The following is a 7,597-nucleotide window of genomic DNA, read 5'->3' as shown; positions in this document are numbered from 1 at the left end:
GCCCAGGCCACAATACCGCCGACCAGCAGCGTAACGACGATGGCATAGCGCGGAGCCAGCGCTTTTGCGATCAGCCACGCCGCAATCATGCTGCCGCACAGCAGAAAGTGCCCTTCGAGATGCGCAAACGCGTGCAGGCCAAACTGCAGCAATACCCCCGCCAGCATGGCGGCAGCAAGCGAATGGGGGATCAGCTTCATCAGACGGGCGAAGAGCCCGGTAATGCCGCAGAGCAAAATAAGCGCGTTCGCAAAGATGAACACGCCGATGGTTTCCGCCAGCGTGACGCCGTGCAGGCTGGTGGCGAGCAGCGCCGCGCCGGGCGTCGACCAGGCGGTCAGGACCGGCGCCTTGTACCACCAGGAAAGCGCCAGCGTGCTGACGCCCATCCCAATTCCCAGCGCGGTCATCCAGCCCGCAATCTGCTGTGCGCTGGCGCCTGCCGCAGCGGCAGCCTGCCAGATGATGGCGGCCGAGCTGGCGTAACCGACCAGCACGGCGACAAATCCAGCCAGTGCGACTGGAACAAGGTGAGAGGAAGGGCGCATGAAAACTCCGTTGTGCGTTATAGCGTCCGGGATAAGGTAGCACTGTGCGCTATAGCGTACAAGTGGTATGCTGGTCGTCACCAGGAGGGAACATGGACATCACACGACATCTTGCAACCACATTGAAAACGCTGCGCCAGGCGCGCGGCTGGAGTTTGTCGAAGCTCGCAGACGAGACCGGCGTGTCAAAGGCCATGCTCGGGCAAATCGAGCGCAATGAATCCAGCCCGACGGTGTCGACGCTGTGGAAAATTGCCACGGGACTGAACGTTCCGTTTTCAGCCTTCATCACGCCGGAGGCGGACCAGCAGGCGGTATTTGACCCCCAGCAGCAGGCGATGGTCGTCAAGCCGCTCTTTCCGTGGGACGAGACGCTCAGATTTGATTATTTCTCCATTACCCTGGCACCCGGTGCGCTGAGTGAATCCACGCCGCATGAGGCCGGAGTGATTGAACATGTGGTGGTGGTCAGCGGCGAGCTGGAGATGAAGCTTGACGGCAAGTGGCAGATGATTTCTGCCGATTCGGGCGTCCGTTTTGCCGGCGATAAACCGCACGCCTACCGCAACAGCAGCGACCGGACGGTGCATTTTCACTCCCTGATTCATTATCCCCGCTGAGGCTACGCAAAACTGTTTCGCTGACGCATACTTCTGACTACAATAGCCGCCATTTTGACCATAACGGATAACGACGAAGTATGCGCCTGCAATCCCATCATCTTGAACTTTTAAGCCCGGCCCGCGACGCCGCCATAGCCCGTGAAGCGATCCTTCATGGCGCTGACGCCGTCTACATTGGCGGCCCTGGCTTCGGTGCCCGCCATAACGCCAGCAACAGCCTGAGCGATATTGCTGAACTGGTGCCGTTCGCCCACCGTTTCGGGGCGAAAGTGTTCGTGACCCTGAACACCATTCTTCATGATGATGAGCTGGAGCCTGCGCAACGTCTGATTACCGATCTCTACCAGTCCGGGGTGGATGCCCTGATTGTTCAGGATATGGGCGTGCTTGAGCTGGATATTCCGCCCATTGAACTGCATGCCAGTACCCAGTGTGATATCCGTACGGTCGAGAAGGCGAAATTTCTCTCCGACGTCGGCTTTTCACAGATCGTCCTCGCGCGCGAGCTGAATCTGAATCAGATCCGCGATATTCATCAGGCGACAGACGCGACGATCGAGTTCTTTATCCACGGCGCGCTGTGCGTGGCCTATTCCGGTCAGTGCAATATTTCCCACGCCCAGACGGGCCGCAGCGCCAACCGCGGTGACTGCTCTCAGGCCTGCCGTCTGCCGTATACCCTGAAAGACGATCAGGGCCGCGTCGTGGCGTTCGAAAAACACCTGCTCTCCATGAAGGATAACGATCAGACTGCCAACCTGGGCGCGCTGATCGACGCGGGCGTGCGTTCCTTCAAGATTGAAGGGCGCTATAAAGATATGAGCTACGTGAAGAACATCACCGCGCACTATCGCCAGATGCTGGACGCCATTATTGAGGATCGCGGTGACCTGGCGCGCGCGTCGGCCGGCCGCACCGAGCATTTCTTTATTCCGTCGACGGACAAAACGTTCCACCGCGGCAGCACGGACTATTTCGTGAATGCCCGTAAAGGGGATATCGGCGCGTTTGACTCACCGAAGTTTATCGGTTTACCGGTCGGCGAAGTGCTGAAAGTGGCGAAAGATCACCTTGATGTTGCAGTGACGGAGCCGCTGGCGAACGGCGATGGCCTTAACGTGATGATTAAGCGCGAAGTCGTGGGCTTCCGTGCGAATACGGTCGAGAAAACCGGCGAGAACCGCTACCGCGTATGGCCGAATGAAATGCCGGCCGATCTCTACAAGGCGCGACCGAACGCGGCGCTTAACCGTAACCTCGATCATAACTGGCAGCAGGCGCTGCTGAAAACCTCCAGCGAACGCCGTATCGCCGTGGATATTGAGCTGGGCGGCTGGGAAGAGCAGCTGATTCTGACCATGACCTGTGAAGACGGTATCAGCGTGACGCATACGCTCGATGGTCTTTTCGAGGTGGCAAACAACGCGGAAAAAGCGCTTAACAGCCTGAAGGATGGCGTGGCGAAGCTGGGCCAGACGATTTACTACGCCCGAGCTATCGACGTGAATCTGCCGGACGCGCTGTTCGTGCCGAACAGCCTGCTGAACCAGTTCCGCCGCGAAACGGCAGAGATGCTGGATGCCGCGCGCCTGGCACAATATCCGCGCGGTAGCCGTAAAGCCGAAGCCGTCCCTGCGCCAGTATACCCGGACACCCATTTGTCCTTCCTCGCCAACGTTTACAACCATAAAGCACGTGAATTCTATCATCGCCACGGCGTGCAGCTGATCGACGCGGCCTATGAAGCGCATGAAGAGAAGGGCGATGTGCCGGTGATGATCACCAAGCACTGCCTCCGCTTTGCGTTTAACCTGTGTCCTAAGCAGGCGAAAGGGAACATTAAGAGCTGGAAGGCCACCCCAATGCAGCTGGTAAACGGTGACGAAGTTCTGACCCTTAAGTTCGACTGCCGTCCTTGCGAAATGCATGTGATTGGCAAGATGAAAAACCACATCTTCAAAATGCCGCAGCCCGGCAGTATCGTGGCGTCCGTCAGTCCGGACGACCTGATGAAAACCCTGCCAAAACGCAAGGGCAGTTAATTACCTGACGTGCGTGTCCGGTTTGCGCGACTTCTGCCACAGGTGGTGTTCGCGCAAACCCTCCGCCGACTCTTCCGCAGCGCTTCGCAACTCATCGCTGTCGGCTTCATGACGAAGCTGATGCGCCACGTTCTTTACCCATAAATATTCATGTCCTTTGTGCCCGGCCATAAGTTGGCCTGAAAACAGCGCACAAATAAGCATTATGAAAGATAACCCTTTTTTAATCATGGATTCCTCGCTGCAAAACAATGCCGGATAATCATGTCGATTATTTCCTGGTGTTATTATTTAAAAATTAAAATTAGCGAAAAGAAAATGTCAAATAATGTGGGTTCGGAATGGCGATTAGGATGTTTCCTAAAATTCATCCTAATCTTTGTAAAGCTCCATTTCTGGACCACAATTGGATGTTTGCATTAAGGATTAATCTTATATAATAGTTATCTTGGGCTAAGGAACAGGTCATTTATAAATGAAAAAAATAGTAGCGCTTGCGCTTCTGGCGGCGGCTGTTGTAGCCGTTGCAGGGGTTCGTTATGCAGGTAATGACGAACCAGAATATATTCAATCTGCAGAAATTCGCGTGGGTTCCTATTTAACCAGCGACTATGGTGGCGTTGCCTGCACCAGCAAAAAAGTGAACGATCAGCGTTGGGAATTAGATTGCACTCATCAGGCAAGAGGAAAAACATTCCAGTTCGCGGTGTATCCCTCTGAAAAAGCACCTTATGGTGTCGCACGCTCCTTTTATCTTGAAGCCATTAACGATGACGCAAAACAGAGCGCTGAACAGGGGCTTATGCGTTATTTGCAGATCAATACCCATGCAGGTTAATAAGACTGTTTAACCTTCGTTAAGACAACGGGTGTTAGGTTGTATGGGATCCGCAGCCCGGCCATGGAGTGTCGGGACGTAGAGACCAAAATACAAATCTATCCATGCAAGCATTTACCGCCATTTTTGGCGGTTTTTTTTGCTCAGTGTTTACCCTGGTTTTATGGCTTCAGTCGATAATGTGACTGCACCAGGCCAGAAGGGAAGCTGCGGCTTGATACCAGCGTCAAATCGATATCTCCGGGCAGGGCGCCGAACAGCGACTTTCCCGACCCGAGCAGAACAGGAACGGTCGTGATCACCATATCCGCTACCAGTCCTTCGCGCAGGAACGACTGGATCACCTGTCCACCATCGAGATAGACGCGATGGACGTTCTGCATCGCCAGATCGTCGAGCACCTCCTTTGGCGTGCGGCCGGAAAACTGTACTTTGCCCCTCAATGCGTCGGGTACGGGCGTGTCGGCCAGCTGTCGGGAAAGCACCAGCACGGGCCGGTCATAAGGCCATGCATCAAAGGTCAGTACCTTCTCATAACTCCCTCGTCCCATCACGATGCAGTCTTTATCCGCGATGAACGCCGCATAGCCATGATCCTCAGTCGGGTCATCGCGCTGCAGCAGCCACTCGATATCGTCATTCTGTCGGGCGATGTAGCCATCAAGACTGGTTGCGATGAAAACGTGTGTGGTGACCATCAGGTGCTCCGTATTAACCATAAAACTAACGCCTCAGCGGGCGGTACCAGTACGTGAAAATTGTTTGCGATACTGAGCCGGGGAGAGCGCGAACTGCTGGCGAAAGTGATGACGTAATGTCGATGCCTGACCAAACCCGGTCTGTTCCGCGATGCTGTCGATGCTTAACCGGCTGCTTTCCAGATAATCTTTCGCTCGCAGCAGGCGCTCATTGATCAACCAGCGTGCGGGCGTCATTCCCGTTGCCGCCTCGAAGCGGCGAAGAAAGGTGCGCTGGCTCATTCCAACCCGACGCGCCAGCGAGTCGACGCTATGCGCGTCGATAAGATGCGTGTGCAGAAAATCAAACAGCTGGCCGAGACGTTGACTCTCCCGCAGCTGCGCCACCGGGCGGCTCAGCTGCTGCGGCTGAGATCCATCCCTGTGAGGGGGAATGACCAGCCGACGCGCCACGCTGTTGGCGGTTTCCATGCCATAATCCCGACGCACAACGTGCAGACAGAGATCGATTCCCGCCGCGCTGCCCGCGGAGGTCAGTATATCGCCCTCGTCCTGGTAGAGCACATCCTCAACCACGTCGATGTCAGGGTAACGGGCTTTTAACGCGTCAATGTAGCGCCAGTGCGTCGTGGCTTTACGTCCGTTCAGCAGCCCCGAGGCGGCCAGCACAAACACGCCCGAGCAGATAGAGAGCACCTGACACCCGCGCGCGCTGGCCTGACGCAATGCCCCGCAGAGCGCATCCGGAACCGGTGAGTCCAGGCCCCGCCAGCCCGGAACCACAATCAGATCGGCAGACTCAAGCAGGGAGATATCACCATCGGTAATGATGCGGATCCCGCCCGTCGCCCGAAGTTCACCGCTGTCCACGCCCGCCACGGCAAAACGATACCATTCGTCGCCCAGCTCGGGGCGAGGCAGGCCGAAGATTTCCACCGCCACCCCAAACTCAAAGGTACACAGACCGTCATACGCCAGCACGACCACCTTCGGGCGGGCAAGTTGTCTTAAGTTTGTCATCTTTTTGCTGTTTTCTGGCATAAGCGAGCGCATTCACGGGCTGAATTTGTGGATAGAGTAGTGTTAACACAAACGCCAAAGATGAGGAAGGATCATGAGCTATGTTACTGAATTTCCGGCTGCCGAGCCGCAGGAAGCTGTTACCCATTTTCTGCGTCGCCTGAGCGTCGAAACCGACTGTGCCGATGTGCATCATGCCATCGCCAATAATGAGCAGGACTTTGTTTTGCTGCATGTGGTGGGGAGCCCGGAGCAGTTTGCCCGTCGTCACGTACCTGGCGCATTGCATCTGCCGCGGAGCCAGATTACCGCTGAGCGCATGGCTCAATGGCCTGAAGGCACGCTGTTCGTTGTCTACTGCGCAGGGCCGCACTGTAACGGCGCGGACAGAGCCGCGCTCAAGCTGGCGCGCCTCGGGCTGCCGGTCAAAATCATGCTCGGGGGGATCGCCGGCTGGGAAGATGAAAAGTTCGCCTTTGCCAGCAGCGAAACCGCCGCCGCGCTGTGAAGATGAATTTTTTTCAATGCCCGTGAAATTTTCTCGTTTGCCGACGCCGGTGAGGTATGACATTGTTTTTGGACATTTAGACATCCAGAAGTCTAAAACTTCAAATAATGAATTATCACTGCTGGCAATTACCGTCGGCAGACTGAGGAGATTTCCATGCAACGACACCACGCCCCGTACCGCGCCGATGTAGTCGGCAGTTTTTTACGCCCGGATGCCATCAAACAGGCGCGCCTGAAGTTCGCCAGCGGCGAAATCGATGCCGGACAGCTTCGCGCGGTAGAGGATGAGGCCATTCGCCACGTCGTTGAGCAGCAGTGTGCGTGCGGCCTGCACGTGGTCACCGACGGCGAGTTTCGTCGTGCCTGGTGGCACTTCGACTTCTTCGACGGACTGCAGGGCGTTGAACGTTACGATTCACAGCAGGGCATCCAGTTTAACGGGGTGCAAACCAAAGCCCACGGTGTGCGCGTCACCGGCAAGCTGGGATTCGGTGACCATCCAATGCTCGAAGATTTTCGCTATCTGAAAAGCATCAGCGGGAACGCCCAGCCGAAAATGACCATTCCCAGCCCGAGCGTGCTGCATTTCCGCGGCGGTCGCAAAGACATTGACGCGACCGTCTACCCGGACCTGAACGTCTATTTTGATGACCTGGCCACCACCTGGCGCGACGCCATTCGGGCCTTCTACGATGCGGGCTGCCGTTATCTGCAGCTGGATGACACCGTCTGGGCCTATCTCTGCTCGGACGATCAGCGCCGTCAGATCCGCGAGCGCGGCGACGACGCCGATGAGCTGGCGCGCATCTATGCCCGCGTGCTGAACAAGGCGCTGGAGGGCAAGCCGGACGACCTGACCATCGGGTTGCACGTCTGTCGCGGCAATTTCCGCTCCACCTGGATTTCCGAGGGCGGCTACGAGCCGGTAGCGGAAGTGCTGTTCGGAACCGTCAACGTTGACGCCTTCTTCCTCGAATATGATAACGACCGCAGCGGGGATTTTGCGCCATTGCGCTTTGTCCGCCCGGGCAAGCAGCAGGTGGTGCTGGGGCTGATTACCACGAAAAACGGCGAGCTGGAGAACCCGGAGGGGATTAAAGCCCGTCTGGAAGAGGCGGCGAAATACGTGGCGAAAGAGCAAATTTGCCTTAGCCCGCAGTGCGGCTTTGCCTCTACCGAAGAGGGCAACAGCCTGAGCGAATCCCAGCAGTGGGACAAAGTCCGTCTGGTCACGCAGATCGCCAGCGAAGTCTGGTAAAACCTTCCTCCTCAGCGCTGCATTATAAAAGTGCAGCGCTGTGCCATTCTGAGACGTTCT

Annotated in this window: 9 protein-coding genes; 5 read left to right on the top strand and 4 right to left on the bottom strand. The window is 56.5% G+C overall.

Annotated features, from left to right (window positions below; all coding sequences use genetic code 11):
* A partial coding sequence (locus DOU50_RS08560) for a benzoate/H(+) symporter BenE family transporter (RefSeq protein ID WP_148769203.1) occupies positions 1-548 on the bottom strand: 548 nt, incomplete at its 3' end.
* 92 nt (positions 549-640) lie between these two features.
* On the opposite strand from DOU50_RS08560, the gene DOU50_RS08555 reads away from it, so the two are divergent.
* Together DOU50_RS08555 and DOU50_RS08550 are read left to right on the top strand one after the other, a co-directional pair.
* On the top strand, positions 641-1,168 hold the full coding sequence (locus DOU50_RS08555) for a helix-turn-helix domain-containing protein (RefSeq protein WP_061715163.1): 528 nt from the start codon (positions 641-643) through the stop codon (positions 1,166-1,168).
* 80 nt (positions 1,169-1,248) lie between these two features.
* Positions 1,249-3,213, top strand: coding sequence for a peptidase U32 family protein (locus DOU50_RS08550; protein ID WP_061715162.1), 1,965 nt, complete (start codon positions 1,249-1,251; stop codon positions 3,211-3,213).
* Here the strand turns inward: DOU50_RS08550 and DOU50_RS08545 are convergent, their stop codons facing one another.
* Complete coding sequence (locus DOU50_RS08545; protein ID WP_024908433.1) at positions 3,214-3,444, bottom strand: DUF2554 family protein; 231 nt, start codon at positions 3,442-3,444, stop codon at positions 3,214-3,216.
* A 244-nt stretch (positions 3,445-3,688) separates the two neighbouring features.
* Here DOU50_RS08545 and DOU50_RS08540 point away from each other — a divergent pair, with 244 nt between their 5' ends.
* The gene (locus DOU50_RS08540; RefSeq protein ID WP_024908434.1) at positions 3,689-4,051 is read left to right on the top strand and encodes a hypothetical protein; all 363 of its coding nucleotides are present in this window, start codon (positions 3,689-3,691) and stop codon (positions 4,049-4,051) included.
* 161 nt (positions 4,052-4,212) lie between these two features.
* Here DOU50_RS08540 and DOU50_RS08535 read toward each other — a convergent pair whose 3' ends face one another.
* Complete coding sequence (locus tag DOU50_RS08535) at positions 4,213-4,749, bottom strand: dihydrofolate reductase family protein (RefSeq protein ID WP_148769202.1); 537 nt, start codon at positions 4,747-4,749, stop codon at positions 4,213-4,215.
* A gap of 33 nt (positions 4,750-4,782) precedes the next feature.
* Positions 4,783-5,790, bottom strand: coding sequence for a transcriptional regulator FtrA (gene ftrA / locus DOU50_RS08530; RefSeq protein WP_148769201.1), 1,008 nt, complete (start codon positions 5,788-5,790; stop codon positions 4,783-4,785).
* 73 nt (positions 5,791-5,863) lie between these two features.
* On the opposite strand from ftrA, the gene DOU50_RS08525 reads away from it, so the two are divergent.
* Complete coding sequence (locus DOU50_RS08525; protein WP_061715159.1) at positions 5,864-6,277, top strand: rhodanese-like domain-containing protein; 414 nt, start codon at positions 5,864-5,866, stop codon at positions 6,275-6,277.
* A gap of 156 nt (positions 6,278-6,433) precedes the next feature.
* Positions 6,434-7,537, top strand: coding sequence for a cobalamin-independent methionine synthase II family protein (locus DOU50_RS08520; RefSeq protein ID WP_148769200.1), 1,104 nt, complete (start codon positions 6,434-6,436; stop codon positions 7,535-7,537).
* The last annotated feature ends 60 nt before the right edge of the window (positions 7,538-7,597 follow it).

The organism is Enterobacter sp. C6 (assembly GCF_008122455.1).
In the GTDB taxonomy this organism is placed as follows: domain Bacteria; phylum Pseudomonadota; class Gammaproteobacteria; order Enterobacterales; family Enterobacteriaceae; genus Enterobacter; species Enterobacter pseudoroggenkampii.
The sequence above is the reverse complement of the archived record's forward strand: the minus strand, read 5'-3'. Positions and strand labels throughout refer to the sequence as shown.